The sequence below is a fragment of the Falsibacillus albus genome, assembly GCF_003668575.1.
GTDB lineage: Bacteria > Bacillota > Bacilli > Bacillales > DSM-25281 > Falsibacillus > Falsibacillus albus.
Window position 1 is genome coordinate 166,336 of the sequence record NZ_RCVZ01000007.1, and the last position, 18,661, is coordinate 184,996.

The 18,661-nt window shown below is 40.6% G+C and carries 21 protein-coding genes and 1 riboswitch; of the genes, 17 read left to right on the top strand and 4 right to left on the bottom strand.

Going from position 1 to position 18,661, the window contains the following annotated elements; translation table 11 throughout:
* Positions 1 to 21 precede the first annotated feature (21 nt).
* From kamA to D9X91_RS11975, 6 genes are all read left to right on the top strand, one after another.
* Positions 22 to 1,434, top strand: a complete 1,413-nt coding sequence (kamA, locus tag D9X91_RS11950) for a lysine 2,3-aminomutase (protein ID WP_121680855.1) — start codon at positions 22 to 24, stop codon at positions 1,432 to 1,434.
* Complete coding sequence (locus D9X91_RS11955) at positions 1,427 to 1,720, top strand: YokU family protein (protein ID WP_121680856.1); 294 nt, start codon at positions 1,427 to 1,429, stop codon at positions 1,718 to 1,720. The genes kamA and D9X91_RS11955 overlap by 8 nt, the downstream gene beginning before the upstream one ends.
* 80 nt (positions 1,721 to 1,800) lie before the next feature.
* Complete coding sequence (locus D9X91_RS11960; protein ID WP_121680857.1) at positions 1,801 to 2,028, top strand: YozE family protein; 228 nt, start codon at positions 1,801 to 1,803, stop codon at positions 2,026 to 2,028.
* Positions 2,029 to 2,199: 171 nt separating this feature from the next.
* A complete protein-coding gene (locus D9X91_RS11965) occupies positions 2,200 to 2,850 on the top strand; it encodes a hypothetical protein (RefSeq protein WP_121680858.1) in 651 nt (216 codons plus the stop codon).
* A gap of 279 nt (positions 2,851 to 3,129) precedes the next feature.
* A complete protein-coding gene (locus tag D9X91_RS11970) occupies positions 3,130 to 3,306 on the top strand; it encodes a YozD family protein (protein WP_121680859.1) in 177 nt (58 codons plus the stop codon).
* A 186-nt stretch (positions 3,307 to 3,492) separates the two neighbouring features.
* A complete protein-coding gene (locus D9X91_RS11975) occupies positions 3,493 to 3,813 on the top strand; it encodes a YodL domain-containing protein (protein WP_121680860.1) in 321 nt (106 codons plus the stop codon).
* A 60-nt stretch (positions 3,814 to 3,873) separates the two neighbouring features.
* Here D9X91_RS11975 and D9X91_RS22730 read toward each other — a convergent pair whose 3' ends face one another.
* Entirely contained in the window at positions 3,874 to 4,017 is a 144-nt protein-coding gene (locus D9X91_RS22730; protein WP_199738102.1) for a hypothetical protein, read from the bottom strand.
* A gap of 288 nt (positions 4,018 to 4,305) precedes the next feature.
* Between D9X91_RS22730 and deoD the strand changes: the two genes are divergently transcribed.
* From deoD to D9X91_RS11995, 4 genes are all read left to right on the top strand, one after another.
* Complete coding sequence (gene deoD, locus D9X91_RS11980; RefSeq protein WP_121680861.1) at positions 4,306 to 5,013, top strand: purine-nucleoside phosphorylase; 708 nt, start codon at positions 4,306 to 4,308, stop codon at positions 5,011 to 5,013.
* Between the two features lie 157 nt (positions 5,014 to 5,170).
* Positions 5,171 to 6,010, top strand: a complete 840-nt coding sequence (locus D9X91_RS11985) for a D-alanyl-D-alanine carboxypeptidase family protein (RefSeq protein WP_121680862.1) — start codon at positions 5,171 to 5,173, stop codon at positions 6,008 to 6,010.
* 103 nt (positions 6,011 to 6,113) lie between these two features.
* The gene (locus D9X91_RS11990) at positions 6,114 to 6,698 is read left to right on the top strand and encodes a YitT family protein (protein ID WP_121680863.1); all 585 of its coding nucleotides are present in this window, start codon (positions 6,114 to 6,116) and stop codon (positions 6,696 to 6,698) included.
* Positions 6,699 to 6,860: 162 nt separating this feature from the next.
* Positions 6,861 to 8,327 carry a lmo1851 family serine protease gene (locus D9X91_RS11995; protein ID WP_407644189.1) on the top strand — a complete coding sequence of 489 codons (1,467 nt, stop codon included), beginning with the start codon at positions 6,861 to 6,863 and terminating at the stop codon, positions 8,325 to 8,327.
* A gap of 57 nt (positions 8,328 to 8,384) precedes the next feature.
* Here the strand turns inward: D9X91_RS11995 and D9X91_RS12000 are convergent, their stop codons facing one another.
* Complete coding sequence (locus D9X91_RS12000; RefSeq protein ID WP_121680865.1) at positions 8,385 to 8,993, bottom strand: class I SAM-dependent methyltransferase; 609 nt, start codon at positions 8,991 to 8,993, stop codon at positions 8,385 to 8,387.
* A 128-nt stretch (positions 8,994 to 9,121) separates the two neighbouring features.
* Here D9X91_RS12000 and D9X91_RS12005 point away from each other — a divergent pair, with 128 nt between their 5' ends.
* The 3 genes from D9X91_RS12005 (at position 9,122) to D9X91_RS12015 (ending at position 12,260) form a co-directional block, all read left to right on the top strand.
* Complete coding sequence (locus D9X91_RS12005; protein ID WP_121680866.1) at positions 9,122 to 10,036, top strand: CobW family GTP-binding protein; 915 nt, start codon at positions 9,122 to 9,124, stop codon at positions 10,034 to 10,036.
* Positions 10,037 to 10,135: 99 nt separating this feature from the next.
* Complete coding sequence (locus tag D9X91_RS12010) at positions 10,136 to 10,564, top strand: MarR family winged helix-turn-helix transcriptional regulator (RefSeq protein WP_233569777.1); 429 nt, start codon at positions 10,136 to 10,138, stop codon at positions 10,562 to 10,564.
* Between the two features lie 73 nt (positions 10,565 to 10,637).
* The gene (locus D9X91_RS12015) at positions 10,638 to 12,260 is read left to right on the top strand and encodes an MDR family MFS transporter (RefSeq protein ID WP_121680867.1); all 1,623 of its coding nucleotides are present in this window, start codon (positions 10,638 to 10,640) and stop codon (positions 12,258 to 12,260) included.
* 62 nt (positions 12,261 to 12,322) lie between these two features.
* Here the strand turns inward: D9X91_RS12015 and D9X91_RS12020 are convergent, their stop codons facing one another.
* Positions 12,323 to 12,568, bottom strand: coding sequence for a DNA alkylation repair protein (locus D9X91_RS12020; RefSeq protein WP_121680868.1), 246 nt, complete (start codon positions 12,566 to 12,568; stop codon positions 12,323 to 12,325).
* Positions 12,569 to 12,644: 76 nt separating this feature from the next.
* Here D9X91_RS12020 and D9X91_RS12025 point away from each other — a divergent pair, with 76 nt between their 5' ends.
* The 4 genes from D9X91_RS12025 to D9X91_RS12040 all read left to right on the top strand — a co-directional run bounded on the left by D9X91_RS12025 (position 12,645) and on the right by D9X91_RS12040 (position 16,800).
* Positions 12,645 to 12,905, top strand: a complete 261-nt coding sequence (locus D9X91_RS12025; protein WP_121680905.1) for a hypothetical protein — start codon at positions 12,645 to 12,647, stop codon at positions 12,903 to 12,905.
* A gap of 408 nt (positions 12,906 to 13,313) precedes the next feature.
* Complete coding sequence (locus D9X91_RS12030; RefSeq protein ID WP_121680869.1) at positions 13,314 to 14,114, top strand: CAP domain-containing protein; 801 nt, start codon at positions 13,314 to 13,316, stop codon at positions 14,112 to 14,114.
* Positions 14,115 to 14,349: 235 nt separating this feature from the next.
* Positions 14,350 to 15,126 carry an SDR family oxidoreductase gene (locus D9X91_RS12035; RefSeq protein ID WP_121680870.1) on the top strand — a complete coding sequence of 259 codons (777 nt, stop codon included), beginning with the start codon at positions 14,350 to 14,352 and terminating at the stop codon, positions 15,124 to 15,126.
* A gap of 70 nt (positions 15,127 to 15,196) precedes the next feature.
* Positions 15,197 to 15,334: riboswitch (cyclic di-AMP (ydaO/yuaA leader) on the top strand.
* Between the two features lie 143 nt (positions 15,335 to 15,477).
* A complete protein-coding gene (locus D9X91_RS12040) occupies positions 15,478 to 16,800 on the top strand; it encodes a TrkH family potassium uptake protein (RefSeq protein WP_121680871.1) in 1,323 nt (440 codons plus the stop codon).
* A 370-nt stretch (positions 16,801 to 17,170) separates the two neighbouring features.
* Here D9X91_RS12040 and D9X91_RS12045 read toward each other — a convergent pair whose 3' ends face one another.
* Complete coding sequence (locus D9X91_RS12045) at positions 17,171 to 18,532, bottom strand: MATE family efflux transporter (RefSeq protein ID WP_121680872.1); 1,362 nt, start codon at positions 18,530 to 18,532, stop codon at positions 17,171 to 17,173.
* Between the last annotated feature and the right edge of the window lie 129 nt (positions 18,533 to 18,661).

An 18,661-nucleotide genomic window follows, 5' to 3' on the forward strand; every position in this document is an offset into this window, starting at 1 on the left:
ATTTTTATTGGAGGGTTGTTCATGAAACATGATTTATACAAACCTAAAAGACATTGGAAGGACATTGAATTATGGAAGGATGTAACGGATGAAAAATGGAACGATTGGCTATGGCAGTTGACCAACACGATCCGGACGTTGGATGACCTTAAAAAGGTGATAAACCTGACTCCAGAAGAAGAAGAAGGCGTAAAAATTTCCACGAAGACAATTCCTTTAAATATCACTCCCTACTATGCATCATTAATGGATCCAGATGATCCCAGATGCCCAATCCGAATGCAGTCAGTTCCTATCTCCAGTGAACTTCATAAAACCAAGTATGATTTAGAGGATCCTCTTCACGAGGATGAAGATTCTCCTGTCCCGGGCCTGACACATCGTTATCCAGACCGTGTGCTGTTCTTGGTCACCAATCAATGCTCCATGTACTGCCGGTATTGCACTCGGCGAAGATTCTCCGGCCAAATCGGAATGGGGGTCCCCAAAAAACAACTTGATGCTGCGATAAATTATATTAGAGAAACGCCTCAAGTCAGGGATGTCCTCATCTCCGGAGGCGATGGCTTATTAATCAATGATCAAATATTGGAGTATGTACTGAAAAATCTAAGGGAAATCGACCACGTTGAAATTATCCGGATCGGGACGAGGGCCCCGGTCGTATTCCCGCAGAGGATAACGGAAAACCTTTGCAGCATCCTGAAAAAATATCACCCGATTTGGTTGAATACCCACTTCAATACTTCCATCGAGATTACAGAAGAATCCAAGAAGGCATGTGAAATGCTGGCCAACTCTGGTGTGCCGGTTGGAAATCAAGCTGTAATCCTGGCAGGCATTAATGACAGCGTGGCCATCATGAAAAAATTAATGCATGATTTAGTCAAAATCCGTGTCAGACCGTACTACATTTATCAATGTGATTTATCGGAAGGGATTGGTCATTTCCGTGCACCAGTCGCTAAGGGGCTGGAGATCATTGAAGGGCTGCGCGGACATACCTCCGGCTATGCAGTTCCAACCTTTGTAGTGGATGCACCCGGAGGCGGAGGGAAAATCTCATTACAGCCGAATTATCTGCTTTCCCAAAGTGCCGACAAGGTTGTCATCCGAAACTTTGAAGGTGTGATCACGACATATCCAGAGCCTGAAAGCTACACTCCAGGAAGGGCAGATGACTATTTTAGAAGTGTGTATCCGACGATGGATGAATATTCTTCCAACACAGGAATTGCCGGCTTGATGAACGATACGGCAATGAATTTGGTTCCAGATGGAATTAATCGGATCAATCGAAGGAATGCATACAAAGAAAATCCGGACCATGCCTCGTTGAAGGACTTTAGGGATAAGCGAGATCAATTGAAGGAAAAAAAATATCAAGCACAGCTCTCAAAATCCAGCCAAAAGGAACAGGCGCAAAATGAGTAAGCCAGAAAAGAATAGATGCGATTGGTGCGGAGGTGATTCCGTTTCCATTGAAAAAAAGTCGGTTTATTGGGAACTTCCAGAGGGTACGAGAGCAATTGAAATTACAGGAACCCCCACTGTTTGCTGTACTTCCTGCAGCATGGAATATCAAAAGGAAACAATGGTAAAGGAAATAGAGGATCAGCTGTTCTTGATCGATCGGACGAAATTAGCGTCTGTCTTAACTTTTGAGGATCTTATGAGCATGCCTAGGCTATTGAAAAGAAATTATTTTGACTTTTCATGATGTCTGCCTTTACGGATGACCGTTCATCAGGTATAGTTTACTATAAATTATCGGACTTTATATTAGGCAGGCGTTCTAACATGAATAAATCCTTTTATCATTTCTTATTAAAATACAGGCATCCTGAGCCAAAGGATTCGATTTCAAAATTTGCAAATGATGCGTATGATGATCATGGGTTTCCAAAAAATTCAGATGATTATCATGAACTGAGCTCTTATCTCGAATTGAATGGGCAGTATCTGGAGTCCATGGCCATTTTTGACGACGCATGGGATGATTACTTGATTTCAGAAAATAAAAAATAACGTACCCCGCAGCCTCTCAATCGATTCATTTCTGTTGAAAAGGCTGAGGGGTATTTCTTTTACTTCCATGTAATTTTGTAAAAATCAGCTATTCAAGTAAGCGTTCGATTCATTCTTGCATATACTAATAAAAATATCTTTATGTAGGTACCATAAAGGGGACGGGAGGAAATGGATAAGAGTCAGACACCTAAGTTTCAAATTGGGGATACCATCGTGGTCACATTATATGGAACTGTAGGCAAGGTAACCAATATTAAAGAGTTGGATGATCAATTTTTATATGAAGTAAATTATAATGAAGGTTTATTTACAGAGCAAAGCCTCATTTTATTATCAGACTACGAAGGAAGCCTTGTGGATTCAGAACAGATTGATATTGAGTATAAATTCTTTTTTGGAGATTTGGTTCAAGTTAAAGGCTATGGAAATGATTTATTTAAAGTTGTTGGATTCAGGACAGAAATCTGGAGGTACAAGGAAGATGCCTGGGAAGATATTATCTATGAATTGACCAGGCTGATTGATGGGGAATGGCTGGAAGCAGATGAAGATGAACTCATTTTGATTGCGGATTCCGAGCATGCAGAAACGGTGGTTAAAAAGTATGGGTGGGTGTACCCACAAAAGAAGACAAAACTACTTCCGCAGCCAGCCAATAAGCATCAGGATAATGTTGATCGATTGTTAGATACATTTAATGATTATCAAATCTTATATGCCATGTTTTCTGATCCCATTTATAAGAAGAAGCAGAAAAACATCTTGCAGCAATTGATGAATCTTTCCAAAATCCTCAATGAAGAGAAAGAAAAACACTGAAAAAGTAAAAGAAAATGGGGATCGCCAGGAAAACAAAAGACTTAAACAGATAGGATGAAAATTTTTCAAAGGATTTAATGACCATGCCATTTGGGTTATCGATATCCATGATTAGTCGAGAGAAAGTTTTCATTTGTTTTCCTCCATTTAATAAGTTTGATACATCATATGCTTGTCCACCATATAAATGACTGTTTTTTTTGCATAACCATGGAAGCTTGAACATACATTTTATAGAAACTTGTCAATTTTCATGTTAGAAAAATAGGGGGCGATATGATGCGTGAAATAGAGGTATATATTGATACAGAAGAAATTGCCGAATTCTTTTTGCAGCAATTGATCAAGAGAGGCTATGTACCTACAGAGGAAGAATTAGAGGAAATCGCAGATATTACCTTCGATTATTTGATTGAGAAGTGCATAATTGATGAAGAGGATGAAGAAATGGATTGATAGATGTTTGGAAAAGAGGTGGAATCCTTCAATAGGGCCGCCTCTTTTTACATGTATAGAGATAATCCCACGTTGGGCGACTCAAGGGCAATCGACAAAAATAGTGATTATATGACGAAGGAATCGACAAAAGTAAATTTGAATATTACATATATGGACAAATCTTTTTATCGGAGGTGAACGTGAATGGCGTTGTTGGAAAAATGGAAAACAACTAAAATGCTTGAAAGAAAAATGGATATGACCATTTTTCAAACGCCTAGATACGGGGAAGAAAAAGGGTATCAACAAGTTTTTCGGCTGACACTTTCAGGCAAAACACATGAAGAAGCGTTGGAAAAGCTGTTTAAGACATTCAATGTACCTGATTTGATGCCATCCAATTATGAAGGAAGATTTGTTGCGACAGGGGATATTGTCTTTATCGATGAAGATAGAAGAGGGCATTACTATTATCAATTAAAGTCGGGCGGATGGGTACCGATCAATCGCGTACATGTAAGGTGAAATTAATTAAAGAGGCTGGCCCAATCATCTGACAATGAAAGGGCCGCCTCTTTTGCCATTCTATAAATTGTTCCCAGGTCCATTTTTTCTTTTAAGTGATGTGTTCTCTTTAGCATGGGCCTCATGTTCGGCGACGATTTGTTCTGATGGAATATGATTGTTCTTTTTCGGTGCATTGACCCGGTTTCTATGCTTTTTTCCCATTATGATGACCCCCTATCTTTTTTCTCGATCACTCTTCGAAGAATTGGGTTTTGTCTTTTGCTTTGTTGATGGATTTGTTTCATTGGCGTGCTGAACAGCCTGTTCTAACTTTTTGCTCATGTTTTTTGCCATAGTTTACTCTCCTTGCTTTGAAAATGTTTGAATGGGCATTTCTATTTTATCGTGCCCGTATCTGCTTTTTGCTACTCATGCTCCATAGGACATTGCATCTATTCTTAAAAAGGCTTACAATAGTCGTGCTGAAATAATTCAGAGGAGGAAATAGAAATGAGTATACATATTGGTGCAAAAGAAAATGAAATTGCAGAAACGGTCCTATTGCCAGGTGACCCACTGCGTGCAAAATATATTGCAGAAAATTTCCTGGAAGATGCGGTTTGCTATAATGAAGTTCGAAACATGTTCGGATATACAGGCACATACAAAGGCCACCGAATTTCCGTTCAAGGCACGGGGATGGGAGTCCCTTCCATTTCTATATATATCAATGAACTGATGCAAAGCTATAATGTCCAAAACCTGATCCGTGTAGGGACATGCGGAGCCATTCAAAAAGATGTTAAAGTAAGGGATGTCATCCTTGCCATGACATCCTCGACAGATTCCCAAATGAATAGGCTAACATTTAACGGAATTGACTATTCCCCAACAGCAAACTTCGATTTATTGAAGCGGGCTTACGATGCGGGGATAGAAAAGGGATTAAACCTAAAAGTAGGGAATGTATTTACAGCAGATATGTTCTACAACGATAATGCAGAACATGAAAAATGGGCGCAATATGGAATCCTGGCACTCGAAATGGAAACTTCCGCCCTTTATACTTTGGCTGCAAAGTATGGAAGAAATGCACTTTCCGTTTTGACTGTAAGCGACCACATCCTAACTGGTGAAGAAACCTCCGCAGAGGAACGCCAAACAACTTTCAATGATATGATTGAAGTCGCATTGGAAGCAGCGATCAAAAATAAATAAATCATCAAAGGCTGCCAGATGAGGCAGCCTTTAGTTTGTATGAAAAGGCGGCTCATGGCAGAAATATCGACTAAAATTAAGAACAACGTCAGGCTTTCATTTTTTGGACAGCGTGGTATGATGGAAGAGTTGAATATTGAGTAGAAAAGGTGAAATTATGAAACGTTTTTTGATTGTAGCATCAGCAGTTGTCCTATTGAGCGGGTGCAGCATCCCATTCATTGATAAAATGAAAATTGACGACTCAACAGAGCATAAAGACAGCGCCCCTGCAGAAAATGGGGAGAATCAGAATCAATCAAATCAACAGGCGGATGAAAGCAGCGGCGGGCAAAGTAATGGAGAATCCGGCCCTACATTACAAGCCGCTTATTTTAATCAAATCAAGGAAGTTAACGGGCAAAAAGTCATTCAAAACCCGTCCAATATCTTGGCTTTAGTGAATAAAGAATTTGCACTGCCATCAACCTATGCACCCGCTGATTTAGTAAGGCCTAAGGTTGCTTTTGCATTTGGTGATCAGGACATTGAAAAAAGCTACATGAGGGAGGAAGCTGCCTCGGCTTTGGAAAAAATGTTCGGCGCTGCAAAGAATGATGGAATCATCCTTTATGCCGCTTCAGGTTATCGTTCCTATCAGCGCCAATCTGCTCTTTTACAAGCTGAAATAAAAAATGTCGGGAAAGAAAAAGCGGTACAAGCTGTTGCTACTCCCGGTCAAAGTGAACATCAATCCGGATTGGCCATGGATATTACGAGCAAACAGGAAAAATTCCTGCTGACAGAGCATTTTGAGCAAACGAAGGAAGGGATCTGGCTTCATGATCATGCTCATGAATATGGATTCATCCTTCGATACCCTAAAGGCAAAGAAGGAATAACCGGATACGAATATGAACCTTGGCATTTCAGATATGTCGGGGTAAAAGCTGCAAAAGAAATATTTGAGCATGACTGGACGCTTGAAGAATATTTCCAACAAGTGAAGAAAGTATAAGAGACATTGGGCTGTTCCATATAGTTTTGGAACAGCTTCATTTTTTCATTTCTTAAATGGCTGACTTGTACATAGATATGATATATGGACAAACATTTAGGAGATGGAGAAGATTCGAAAATTCACTCTTTTAACCATAGGAAGTATATTAATTGCAGTCGGGATCAATGCTTTCTTTGTACCTCATCAATTACTTGATGGAGGGATGATTGGCATTGGCCTCATCATTCATTATATATTTCATATCCAGCCGGGGCTGTCGGTCATTGTTTTAAGTATTCCATTGTACATTATAGCTTGGTTTTCGTTTCGGCCATTATTTTTCAATAGCCTTCATGGCATGCTGCTATCATCTTTTTTGATAGATTTTTTTTATCCGATCTCGTTTTGGGTCAAATTACCGATTATCTTCAGCTCAATATTGGGAGGCATTTTCGTTGGATTAGGCATCGGCCTTCTCCTGCGTGCCGAGGCTGCATCGGGCGGAATCGATCTATTGGCGCAAATGGTGGGCAAGACAAAGGGTTGGAATGTGGGGATCATTATATTTGCTTTGGATTCCCTGATCATCATCACAGGTGCATTGGTCATCGGAAAGGATGCATTTTTATTTTCGCTCCTGGCGATAACGACAATCGGCTTTTTTACATCGGTTTTGTCTCTAAAAGAGGGGACGGGACATTCATGACTTTTTTATTCAGTCAAGAACTGTTAAAATTGAGTGGTTGAGGGCAATCGGAATAGATAAAGTGTTCAAAATATATAAAACGTGCTATTCTATACAAAACGATGGTTGCTGATATAACAAGTGATTACAGCATTGTACATAGGAACGAAAGTGGTGAAAGTCTTGGAAAATGAAAAAAATGAGGTTGAATCAAAACATGAGGGAAACTCTGGATTCATCAAAATGAGAAAATTCTCGTTTGTCATGCTGATGTTCTTTCTTGTCTTTGCGACAGCGGGAATCACAACATTTGCATTGGCATTCGGCGATGAAAAGGCAGTGAATGTGGGAGTTCCCGAACGTCCGGAGTTTAAAAAGCTCTACGACACATATGATGAACTAAAGAAAAAGTACTATAAAGACTTAGATCAGGACAAGCTTGTCAATGGTGCAATCAATGGGATGATCGAATCTTTGGACGATCCATATTCCGATTATATGACCCAGGATGAAGCCAATAAGTTTCATGAAAGCATTTCTTCGTCCTTTCAAGGGATAGGTGCTGAAATCCAGGAAAAGAACGGAAACATTACAGTGGTATCTCCAATCAAAGGCTCTCCTGCTGAAAAAGCCGGGATCAAGCCGAATGATGTGATCCTAAAGGTTGACGGCAAAAGCATCCATGGAATGAGCGCAACCGATGCGGTGATGTTGATCCGCGGGAAAAAGGGCACGGATGTCACTTTGACGATTCAAAGACCGGGGACAGAAGATACGACGGATATAAAAATTACGAGAGACAATATTCCAATCAATACTGTCCATGCTGAAATGATGGACAATAAGGTTGCCAAGATCCAGGTTACCAGTTTCTCCGAAAACACCTATAAAGAATTTGTAGATGCCATCAATGAAATGGAAAAGCAAGGAATGAAAGGAATGGTCATCGACTTAAGGCAAAATCCAGGCGGTCTGTTGGATCAAGCGATCAAGATGTCCAATCTATTTGTTCCAGAAGGTAAATTGATTGTTCAAGTAGAGTACAAAAGCGGTAAACGCGATAAATATACGGCAGAAAAAGGAAAGAAAATTGATGTGCCGGTTTCCGTGCTGATTGATGGGGGCAGTGCAAGTGCATCCGAAATTTTCTCCTCGGCATTAAGTCAATCTGCCAATATCCCATTAGTCGGTGAAAAATCATTTGGAAAAGGCACCGTCCAATCTGCAGCGGATTTCCCTGATGGTTCCAACCTTAAGTTTACAGAGGCTAAATGGTTGACGCCGAATGGGGACTGGATCCATAAAAAGGGCATTGTCCCTGATTACCAAGTCAAGCTGCCAAGCTATGCCGACCTGCCATATCTGAATCCTGATAAGGAACTGAAAAAAGACATGGTGTCCAGTGACGTTAAGGCGGCTGAAGAAATGCTGCAGGCAGTGGGGCTTAAACCAGGAAAAGTGGATGGTTATTATGACGATAATACCGCTGCCGCAGTTAAGCAGCTTCAAAAAGCGGATAAACTTGAAGTAACTGGTATCCTCAAGGGTGATACAACCCTGGATCTTATGGATAAAGTACGGGAGAAGCTCATAAATAACGATACCCAAGTGAAAAAAGCTGTAGAAGTCTTACAAGAAAAACTCAAGTGAAAATAATGAGGCTGTCTCGAATGGGCATGATAAATGACCCTATTCGAGACAGCTTTTTCATTTTTCACAAACCGCTATACCGATCGGATAATGTATTCCTTTTCTTTTTGGTTCGATCAAGACACCTTTTTGATAATAAAAATCAGTATTCTTATATCCCTTGAATAAACCCTTGAATTCATCTTCAGTCAACTGGTGGACATGAAAGGGTTCATTGGTTGGCTTGCCTCTTCCAGATCCAAATGGGGTTGATACGATCAGCGTCCCTCCAGGCTTAAGCAAATCATATAAATTATCCATGAATTCATTCTCTTGGGAGACATGCTCAAGCGTTTCGAAACTCATGATGACATCGAATTGACCCAAGGAGGAAGGCAAAGTTGGATCAGTTACATCCCCAGTGATGTACCGGACGGAAGGGTGGTAGTAATGTTGTTTTGCATATTGTATGGTTTCAGGATCAATGTCAACCGCAATGATTTCATCGATCACCTTCTTTTTCGCCTTTGCTGCAATGTTGGAGCCATATCCGGTGCCACAGGCAAAGTCCAGCACCCTACCCTTCGCGTAATGGATGGCAAAGTGATACCTTGCAAGATGTTCCAGCAGCATTCCATTCGTGATTTTCATGTGTTCAGGGATGATCCTCTCACCGGTAAATTCCATAAGTAAGCCTCCTTATTAGCATAAGTGTATTATATCAGAGAAAAATTCTTTTCCATGGGATTCGTCTAAATTTAACGGATACAGTATAATGATACAGAATATTAATTACGAAAGTTTTGGTGGAAGAAATGAAAAAAATTAATGTATATGTCTTATCTGGTTTTTTAGGAAGCGGCAAGACCACGCTGCTTCGTGAATTCATTTCATATGAGAAGAATGCAGGCAGGTTGCCAGCAGTTTTGATGAATGAACTGGGAAGTGTATCGATCGACTCGGATGCAATCGATAAGGGGACCCCATTCACTGAAATGCTGGACGGGTGCATCTGCTGTACGATACAGGAAAAGCTTGAGGCGCAATTACAGGAACTGCTGTTCAACTATTCCTTTGATACACTGATCATTGAAACAACTGGGGCTGCCCATCCTGTGGAGGTTGTGGATTCAATTATGTCCCCGTTGTTTGCAGACCGCTTTGACTTTAAAGGGATCGTTACGATTGTGGATGCCCTGCGATGGAAAAAAAGGGCTGATTTAAGTCCGCAAGTGCTGCATTTGCTTAGAGAACAAATCAAACATGCAAGCCTTATCTTGCTCAATAAGGTGGACTTAATCAACGAAATGGAAAGCGGAACGTTTGTATTCGAAATGCAGCAGCTCAATGCGGAAGCCAAAGTGCTGCTTACAAAGCATTCACAAATCAACTTTGTTGAATTGGATAATCTTGAAAGAATTGAAAACAAAAAATATGAGCCTTCCCAGCTGAACAAAAATTTGTCCCTTCAATCGATGGTTTATACTTTTCATCGGCCCATTGAGTTGGAGGAATTTGAAGACTGGCTGAAATCAATGCCTGATACCATCTTTCGTTTAAAAGGGTACATTTTATTTCAACATTCTTCGCTTCCTTACTCATTCCAATATTCATATGGCATGCCCATCTATTTGAAAGAAGAAATGAAAATGCCGCTTAATTTGGTCATCATTGGCGAGGGATTGAACAAAGACAGGATTCGAAAAGAATTAGGGGCACTCGAAAAGTGAAAAAACGGAAAAATAGCTTGACGTAGAGGGTGAACAGTAATATTATTTAATAGTTCACTTGGTTAAGTATTTTTTAGCCATTGGGAAAGGTTGATTAATTTGAATGAAGATAAATTGTTTGAACTGGAGACCCTGTTTCGAACAGTATTTAGGCAAATGAGGAATGAACTAAGGAGTTTGATGGGCGAGTATTTAAGCACAAATGAATTCATCGTCCTTAAGAATATTGATGATGGCACCGTGAAAGCCTCAGATCTTTCGAAAGCCTTGAATGTGTCAGCAAGTCACATTACTACAATCACGGATTCGCTTTTTGAAAAGGATTTGATATCGCGTCAACGATCCAGCAGCGATAGACGAGTTGTGTTTCTCATACTAACTTCATTGGGAAAAGAATTAATCGTCAAAATCGAAAAACGTAAATCCGAATATTTTAAAAATCGATTCGATGTCCTTTCAGAAATGGAAGTTGAACAATTTATCACTTTGTTTAAAAAAATGGATGCATCAAAACATGGCCATGATTAGTGGCCGTTTTTTCGGAATAATACTTCACAATGTTAACTTTTAGAGATGCTAAATATTAAGGGGGAACAACTACTTGGAACATCTTGAACAGCGAAAAAAGGTTTTTATCATGCTTGCCATCATGTCAGCTATGCTTTTTGCTGCATTAAACCAGACAATTGTCGGAACCGCATTGCCGAGAATCATAGCAGATCTCGGTGGTATGAAGTTTTACAGCTGGGTTTTTACCATTTATATGCTGACCAGCTCGATTACGGCAGTGTTAGTGGGGAAATTGTCTGACATTTACGGACGTAAGCCATTCATTCTTATTGGTATAGGAATTTTTACGATAGGTTCATTTTTATCAGGTTTCTCAAACACAATCATTCAACTGATTGTATTCCGTGGAATTCAGGGGTTTGGAGCAGGAATGATCATGTCAACCGCCTTTGCATCCATTGGGGATTTATTTGCGCCAAGGGAACGTGGAAGATGGCAAGGTTTAATGAGTGCAGTATTTGGCTTGGCAAGTGTATTTGGGCCAACACTCGGCGGATATATTGTCGACAATGCTGATTGGCATTGGGTATTCTGGGTATTCCTCCCATTTGGTGCGGTTGCACTCATCATGATCTGGACGCTTTTCCCTTCCCAAGCGAAAAAAGGGAACAGTTCGATCGATTATTTCGGTTCATTGATGCTTTCCTTGACAATCATTCCATTGTTGCTTGCATTTACTTGGGGCGGGAAAGATTATGAATGGGCTTCTGTACAAATCATAGGATTATTTGCAGGGACAATAATTGCATTAATTTTATTTATTATTATTGAAAATAAAGCAAGTAACCCGGTCCTGCCATTGGCATTATTCAAAAACAATATTTTCTCCCTTTCAAATTTGATCGGCTTCCTATTGGGAGCTGGTATGTTCGGTGCCATTATGTACATGCCGATGTTCGTTCAAGGGGTGATCGGCACCTCGGCAACGAAGTCTGGGCTTGTCATGATGCCGATGACTTTAAGTATGGTAGTGGCGAGTGCCATTGGCGGGCAATTGATCACCAAGACAGGAAAGTATAAAATCATTGCTTTGGCTGGTTTACTGATCATGGGCAGTGGATTATTCCTTTTATCAGAGATGAGCGCTGATACTTCCAATTATAGAGCGGTCATGAATATGATTACAGTCGGAATTGGACTTGGCTTAAGCTTCCCTGTATTTACTTTGACGATCCAAAATGCGGTCGAGCATAAGCATCTTGGTGTTGCTACGGCATCAGCTCAATTGTTCAGACAAATTGGCGGAACCGTCGGAGTAGCAGTCCTTGGAACTGTCATGAACTCTAAGATGACTGAGAAAATGAAAGAACTTGGTCATCAGGCCCAAGGCGGAACAGATGCAATCCCGCCAGCAATGAAAGCGAAATTAAGTGTTCTGCAGGATCCACAGCTTCTGATGGATCCGGAAAAACTTGAGAAAGCAACTGCTGGCTTCCCTCCTGAAATGAAGCAATTGCTCGAGCACCTGCTTGCGTTCACGAGGGAAGCCTTGAGCTTCGCCTTAACGAATGTGTTCTTCATCGGTGCGTTGATCATTGCAGCTGCATTTTGTTTGACGCTGTTCATGAAGGAGATTCCTTTAAGGCAATCCAATAAAGGTGAAACAATTATAAAGGAAGAAGATAAACCAACCCTTCGATCTCAGACAAGCTGATACAAAACAGCCCCCTCCACTGGTGCCTGGCACCTAAGGAGGGGGCTGTTTTCAAGTTCATTTTATGATTTGCTTTCCCCGAATTTGATGAATGTCCTTTCATCTTCAACCAGTCCGCAAGCGGCGCATTGTATCTTGTTTTCAGGGCCATTATAGGCAAGATGGAAGGGTTCGAGTTCATTGCTTTCATATTGTTGAACCACGTCTCCCGTTTGAGGGTCCATTTTCACTGCTTGAGGAATCTGCTGTATAATATTAAAACGGGTACGGTTTGTCTTGCAGTTCGGGCAACGATATGGTGAAGTCATCCTATCTACCTCCTCATTTTTTATTTAGTGTTTGTTTAATTTCAAAAAATATGTAAAAGGGGCTGTCGCCGTGAATATGAAACAATTGTTGGAAGCCTACCGCAAGCTATGGAACAATCGCTTGCTGGAGCTGCCGGAAGAAAGCAGCTCGTTCATTTTGACTGATGCCATCAAAAGGGATTTGCTCGATGAATCCACACATCCCAGATTGAGAAAAAGCAAAGAGGAAAAATATTACTTCGCAGTGAAAAGGATATTGGAAAGTACCATATCCTCTGAATTTCAACTGGAATTAATCAAGCTTCACACTGATATTCTTGAAGAAATGAGGAAATGAATATAAATAATCACTTTGTTTACAAAATATGTAAGATCAGTGGAAATAAATAGGCCAAAAGGCTGAAACAAACCGTTACTTTTGTAACATATACGTAAAAAAAGAAATAAAACTTGACCTAAGAAAAACGTGTCAAATATAATTTTACGTTAAATTTTGGAGCGGAATCTTCAATTTAACATTTGATGAAATGAAAGTAAATCAACTGGTCTATTCTACAAACCTTGAAATCATAAAGGTTTCTTTTATCCTAGTGAATTGATTGCTATGAAAATGCTATTCTTGGATACTCACAAGCTACTATTTACATATCCTCCCAAGATTATTACGAAAAACCCGTGATATGATTTGAGTGTAGCAAGCAAGGCAACACCAAACACTCAAACATCTAAGGGAGGAATTCAGTTTATGAATAAGAAAGCTTTATTATCAACTGCAGCTTCACTTGCATTATTAGCATCTCCATTAGCAGGTATCGGTAAAGCCGACGCTGCTTCAAATTCTAATTGCCCGCAAGCGCAAGCTCAGAATGTTAAACTCTATCAATTAAAAACAAATAATGTCCAAGAAGCAAATGCTTGGGTTCAAAATATACTATCTAAATATAATGTAAAATATAATTTCCAGCTTCCTGAACAAGTTCAAAAGCAAGTTCAGCAAAAAGCTCAGCAACAGCCGCAAAAACAAGAGCAAGCTCAGCCAGCTCAAGCTGCACCAAAAGCAGAGGCTCCTAAAGCGACTCAAAATACGCCTGCCCCTGCCAAACAGCAGCAATCACAAGCACAGCCTGCTGACACACAGCAAAAAGCAAGTGCGGATCAAAACAGCTCTTTAAGCCAATTTGAACAACAAGTAGTTGACTTAACAAATAAAGAACGTACTCAACGTGGATTATCTCCTTTGAAAGTTGATAAAAACTTGAGCAACATGGCGCGTGAGAAGTCTGCAGATATGCAGCGCAACCATTATTTCGATCACCAAAGCCCAACTTACGGCTCTCCGTTCGATATGATGAAAAAATGGGGAATTGACTACCGTTCTGCAGGTGAAAACATTGCAATGGGTCAACAATCTCCACAGGAAGTTGTTACTGCATGGATGAATTCTCAAGGTCACCGTGAAAATATCCTTAACCCTGACTACACTCACATTGGTGTAGGATATGTTAAGGACGGCAACTATTGGACTCAAGAATTCATCGGAAAATAATTTAGATATCACTCCGCAGTCCCTGCTTTAGCAGGGGCTGTTTTTTTATGGAGAAGACTCGTGGGAATTGTGCTGCATTGTAATGATTGATATTTAATTAGTATGTGCATCAATTGGAGGGCTATTCATTAATGGCTTGAAAATGTAAATTTGTAAAGAGTGTTCACAGTTGCAAATTGATGTGGGATTTTATGATAATATAAAACAAAAAGCATGATTGATGGAGAGGATTCAGTTGATAAGAAGAACAGCACTAATAACCGGGGGAGCAAAGGGAATTGGAAAGATGACTGCGATGGCTTTAGCTGCCAGCGGTGTGAATGTGGCCATTAATTATCGAAACAGCGAGAGGCAGGCAAAGGAATTAGCCGCTTCAATAAATGAACAATATAATGTGAGGGCGGCTTCCTTCAAGGGAGATATTTCAAACCATGAAGATTGCCGCGGTTTAGTGGAAGATATACTCGAAATCTTCCCATCCATTGATATCCTTGTCCATAATGCAGGACCTTATGTGAAGGAGCGGAAATCAGTGGATGAATATGATGTAGATCAATGGCAATATATTATCAACGGAAACTTAAATAGTGTATTTTATTTAACTAAAGAAATCCTCCCAATAATGAGAAAAAGAAATTGGGGAAGAATAATTACATATGGATTTGATCGAGTGGATACTGCTCCCGGATGGATTTACAGATCTGCATTCGCAGCAGCCAAAACCGCTGTTGCTTCCCTGACCAAGACAATCGCATTGGAAGAAGCGGCAAATGGCATCACTGCTAATATGGTATGCCCAGGAGATATCATCGGCGAATGGAAAGAGAAAAGGATCGAGGATGCCCAGGAGACGAACGATCAAACGACTCCTGTTGGAAGACCTGGAACCGGAGATGATGTTGCCCGAGTCATTTCATTCCTATGCGAGGACCAATCCAGCTTCCTCACTGGGAGCGTAATTCCCATTACGGGAGCCAAGGATGTCCTTGGAAAAGTCTTTTACCAGGATTAATTTAAATTGTTAATTTCATGAAAATATCTTTACAACCATTATTCTCAAGAGTAAAATGATTTTCGAATCGTAAAAAACAATGCCGAATCCTTTATGGAGCGGGGGACCCAACATGTGGTAAGTCAACCACACAGGGGTGAACCATATGGAAGGGCACATTCCAGCCCGAACCCGACAGCTAACCTCGCAGGCGAATTGGATCGAGTCTGATAATAGGCTTCTCAATAAGTGCCTGGCTCATCCTATATATGAAGAATGAGAACATTTTCATGCTTCATATTCTAGGCGGTGCCTGGCACTTTTATTTATGGCAGCCGCATTATTTTAATGGAGAAAGTTAGGTATTGCAAAATGAACTATAACAAATTCATTCGAATGACCCCATCACAGCTCTTATTTACTATTTTCGGCATTTTTATCATACTGGGAGGCTGTCTTTTAAAATTGCCTTTCGCCACTAACGGTCCCCTTCCTTGGGTCGATGCCTTTTTTACTGCAACGTCAGCTATGACCGTAACAGGCTTGGCAACGGTCGATACAGGATCGCATTTCACCCACTTTGGCCAAATCATCATTGCCTTATTGATTCAATTGGGCGGATTAGGGATAATGTCCTTTGCGGTCTTAATATTTATCATGCTCGGCAGGAAAATAGGGATCAAAGAACGGATCATCATCCAACAAGCCTTGAATCAGGTGAATTTGGGAGGCGTAATCAGTCTCGTAAGAAACCTGTTTATTTTCTCCATTTCCATTGAGCTTGCAGCAATGTTTTTTTTGGCATTCAAATGGGTGCCTGAATATGGTTGGAAGCAAGGGATGTTCGATAGTTTCTTCCATGCCATTTCCGCTTTCAATAATGCAGGATTTGCATTATGGCCGGACAGTTTGATAAGGTATGCAAATGATCCGATCATCAATATTGTCATTACCGGCCTCTTTATTATCGGAGGAATTGGATTCACTGTCCTCGTGGATATTTTTAAAAAGAAAAGCTGGTCAAAATTGACGCTTCACTCCAAACTTATGATCACGTCAACATTTGTGATTAATATCTTATCCATGGCCGCCATTTTCCTATTGGAATATTCGAACCCAAAAACACTTGGTCCACTTGGTATGGGAGAAAAACTTTGGACATCCTACTTCCAAGCAGTCACACCAAGGACAGCTGGTTTCAATACACTTGATATCTCCAGCCTGAATGAGTCAACGATCTTTCTATTCTTAATCTTGATGTTCATCGGGGCGGGAAGTGCTTCAACCGGGGGCGGTATCAAATTGACTACATTTTTGGTCATTTGTTTGTCGGTACTGTCATTTTTAAGAGGAAAAGAAGATATACATATTTTTCGAAGGACGATAAAAGCGAGGCTTGTTACAAAGGTTCTAGCGATCACCATGACAAGTATAGCCGTTGTTGTCGTAGCTGTTTTTATCCTGAACATCACTGAAAAGGCACCATTTATATCTGTATTATTTGAAGTCGTTTCTGCATTCGGCACCGTCGGCCTCTCAATCGGACTCACATCAACTTTGTCTTTGATCGGGAAGCTTGTCATTATATCCGTAATGTTCGCCGGTAAACTCGGTCCTTTGACATTGGCCTATTTATTGGCAAAACCGAATAAAGCTAAATACAAATTTCCGGATGAAGATATTATGACTGGTTAAAAAAAACGCCCATTGAGGCGTTTTTTTAGGCTGATTTAGCAAAGATTGTTGCTTTTAAAGAATTTGTTGTAAATGATCCATCATTTTATTTTGATTGGAGTGGCAGGTGTGAGGCTCCGGAGGGGCGGGTCAGGAAAGACTTCGCAGGCGAAGTCGAGGAGAGGTTGGCCAGATGTTGGATTAAGTTCGGCGCATCCGTCTGCCAACATCGAACGACCTCGCTTTGTGTGAGGCCCCTCGGAAAGCGAGCATCCTGCCGTGGAAATCAACTTTTTCCAACCATAGATGAATAGCAACAAACTTTACGAATAGAGCCTTTTAAAATAAAAGGTTATTTTGAAGTAAATGACGAATTGATAAGGATAGTCTGTTATGGTATTTGCTTGATTGTCTGAAGCCGATTTTGCATAATTATGAGCCTGAAGGAAAGTGTGACCGCACCCGCAGCCAGTCCGATGATCAAGCCAAGCCAATAGCCGTAGGGGCCTAATCCTGTATGGTTCGCCAGCAGCCATCCGCTTGGCAAACCAATCACCCAATAGGATACTAGCGCCATGACAAACGTGATGTTCACATCCTTGTACCCTCTTAAAGAGCCTTGTACAGGTGCTTGGATTGCGTCGGAAAGCTGAAAGAAAACAGCATACATCAAAAAATTTCCAATCAAAGATATAACCTTGGGATCATTGCTGTAAATTGAACCAATGGAATGCCTGCATACAAATAAAACCACACCACATAAAATAGCCAAAAAAATGGCTGTCCCAACACCAAGCCAGCTATAAACTTTCGCATCATCATATCGTTTTGCTCCAGCTTCAAGACCGACAACTATGGTCAAGCCCATTGAAATGCTCAAAGGAATCATATAGAGAAATGAAGCAAAATTCAGTGCTGCTTGATGCGCGGCGATGACTGTGGTACTAAAATCGCTCATCAGCAAGGTTACAGCAGAAAAAATGCTCGTTTCAAAAAATATCGAGAGTCCGATTGGAATTCCAATCTTAAAGATTTCCTTCCATTTTTTTAATGAGACTGGAATGACCCGTGCGAAAATTCCATACTCCGCAAATGGTTTCCTAAAATGGATGATCACGGCGGCAATCACCATGATGAGCCAATAAGTAATGGCTGATGCATAACCTGCTCCTGCACCTCCGAATGCCGGAATCCCGAACTTTCCAAATATAAGCAAATAATTAAAGACAACATTGATGGGCAGAGAAAGAAGAGTGATATACATGGACACTCTTGTCATACCAAGGGCATCAATGTATGACCTCAGCACGTTATATATGAATAATGGGATCATCCCTAGCGATAATGCAAGCAGATAATGAAATGCGATGGAACGGACATGCTTTTCAAGGCCCATGTGAGAAAGGATGGGTTTGATGACCATGCTGCCGATGGCAATGACGAGGATCGCCATTGCGGCTGCTACATAGATTCCCTGAACGACTGAAACAGGGACTTTCTTTTTATTTTTTTCCCCTATTAAATGGGCGACAATAGGGGTGATGGAAAGAAGGATTCCACTTAATCCCGTGAAAACAGGGACCCATAGGGATGAACCAATCGCTACTCCGGCCAGGTCCTTTGAAGAGTACTTTCCGGACATCATCGTATCAAAGAAATTCATTGAAAACATGGCCAATTGAGTAATCAAGATCGGATATAGAATAAAAAAGAACTGTTTCATTTTTTGTCTGGTGCTGAAAGTCTGCTCCATGTGATGTACCCTCTATTTCTTAGAAATTTCGATTAACGAATGAATTATATCATAGAATAGAGTGCGTGGCTTCGGAAAAACAGCACATTAAAAATTTCAATAGTGGCATAAGTTTTCTATAATTTTGTA